The organism is Streptococcus mitis (assembly GCF_001579035.1).
GTDB lineage: Bacteria > Bacillota > Bacilli > Lactobacillales > Streptococcaceae > Streptococcus > Streptococcus mitis_J.
The window spans coordinates 328648-330851 of record NZ_KQ970287.1; the positions used below are offsets into that span (position 1 = coordinate 328648).

Genomic DNA, 2204 nt, shown 5'->3' on the forward strand with positions numbered 1-2204 from the left:
GAAACTAAACCAATTCATGGATATCTTGGCTTCTTGGCGCTTGTATGCCAAAACCCACTCTCTCTATGACTTGATTTGGAAGATTTACAACGACCGTTTTTATTATGACTATGTTGGGGCTTTGCCGAATGGGCCTGCTAGACAAGCTAATCTCTATGCCCTAGCACTGCGAGCTGACCAGTTTGAAAAGAGCAATTTCAAGGGCTTGTCACGTTTTATTGGTATGATTAACCAAGTCTTAGAAGCCCAGCACGATTTGGCAAGCGTGGCCATCGCACCGCCAAAAGATGCAGTAGAGCTCATGACCATCCACAAGAGTAAAGGGCTGGAGTTTCCTTACGTCTTTATCCTCAATATGGATCAAGATTTCAATAAGCAAGACTCTATATCAGAAGTCATTCTCAGCCGTAAAAATGGACTAGGTGTCAAATACATTGCCAAAATGGAGACAGGAGCAGTGGAAGATCACTATCCGAAAACTATCAAACTCTCCATTCCTAGCCTGACCTATAGGCAGAACGAAGAGGAATTACAGCTGGCAAGCTATTCTGAGCAAATGCGTCTGCTGTATGTTGCCATGACGAGGGCTGAGAAAAAGCTCTATCTTGTCGGCAAGGGTTCTCGTGAAAAGCTGGAAGCCAAGGAATACCCAGCAGCTAAAAATGGAAAACTAAATAGCAATACTAGACTGCAAGCAAGGAATTTCCAAGATTGGCTTTGGGCTATCAGCAAAGTGTTTGCCAAAGACAATCTCAACTTTAGTTATCGTTTTGTTGGTGAAGATCAGCTGACTAAAGAAGCCATCGGAGAGTTGGAAACCAAGAGCCCTCTACAAGATAGCTCTCAAGCAGACAATCGCCAGTCTGAAACTATTAAAGAAGCTCTTGAAATGCTAAAAGAGGTGGAAGTCTATAATACTCTTCACCGCGCAGCCATTGAACTGCCTAGTGTTCAAACCCCAAGTCAAATCAAGAAATTCTACGAACCTGTTATGGATATGGAGGGTGTCGAGATTGCTGGTCAAGACCAGTCAGTAGACAAGAAAATTAGCTTTGATTTACCAGATTTTTCAACCAAAGAAAAAGTAACAGGAGCTGAGATTGGTAGTGCTACCCACGAACTCATGCAGAGAATTGACCTCAGTCAGCGACCAACACTTGCTAGCCTGACAGAAACTCTCAAACAAGTTCAAACCAGCCCAGCTGTCAGAGACAAGATCAATCTTGCTAAAATTCTTGCATTCTTTGACACGGTACTCGGTCAGGAAATTCTCACTAATACCAACCATCTTTATCGCGAGCAACCTTTCTCCATGCTCAAACGAGACCAAAAGAGTCAGGAAGACTTTGTTGTCCGTGGAATCTTGGACGGCTATCTGCTTTATGAGGACAGAATTATTCTGTTCGACTATAAGACAGACCGCTATGATGAACCAAGTCAACTCATTGATCGCTATCGTGGTCAGTTAGTCCTATACGGAGAGGCTTTATCTCGAGCCTATTCGATTGAAAATATTGAAAAATACTTGATTTTACTAGGTAAAGACGAGGTTCAAGTTGTAAAAGTCTAGTAGAATCATCTAGTTAAAAATCTTATCAGTTAATGAAGAAATTATTTGAAAATAGATAAAATTTGATGTATAATGGACGGTGTCAAATAGTGTGTCAAAACGCCGTTTGCATATATATATATATATATAGAAAGCAGGCAATAAAATGCTAAGACGTACAAATAAAAACAAGAAATACGCTTTACGAAAAATTGGAAAATATTTTGGACCATGTGTGATTGGTACTATGATTGCTGTCGGAGTAGCTGCAACAATACCATTGAATGAAGTGCATGCTATTGATAGCGTCTACATACCTCATGTGAAAAATGCAAGTGTAAATAACGGGTACGAAGTACACGAACCTAAAGGAAAACAATATATAAGAAATGATGAAGTTGAAAGCCATGTACCTGTTTTAAAGAAAAAGGGACAGGATGGTGTTAAGTATATCTTTGAAAAGGATTGGGATGACTTAGAATTAAGCGGTCGTCCTCATGATCCTGATTATTTTAATGACCATGAAACGCGCAATCTATTTGTAGAATTGTATGCTAAAGAATCTGTTAAACGTGCTGTTAGTGAAGGGGAGACGGATTATTCTTCAATTGTGGATGAAAAAGGTGAAGCTGGTGATCCGGACGAAAAATATGTG

Annotated in this window: 2 protein-coding genes; both read left to right on the plus strand. The window is 40.2% G+C overall.

The window, feature by feature from the left end; translation table 11 throughout:
- Positions 1-1570, plus strand: a 1570-nt coding sequence (locus SMIDD26_RS06030; RefSeq protein ID WP_246746940.1) for a 3'-5' exonuclease, incomplete at its 5' end; no start/stop codon positions are given.
- A 145-nt stretch (positions 1571-1715) separates the two neighbouring features.
- On the plus strand, positions 1716-2204 hold a 489-nt coding region (locus tag SMIDD26_RS12255), incomplete at its 3' end, for a hypothetical protein (RefSeq protein ID WP_167747474.1).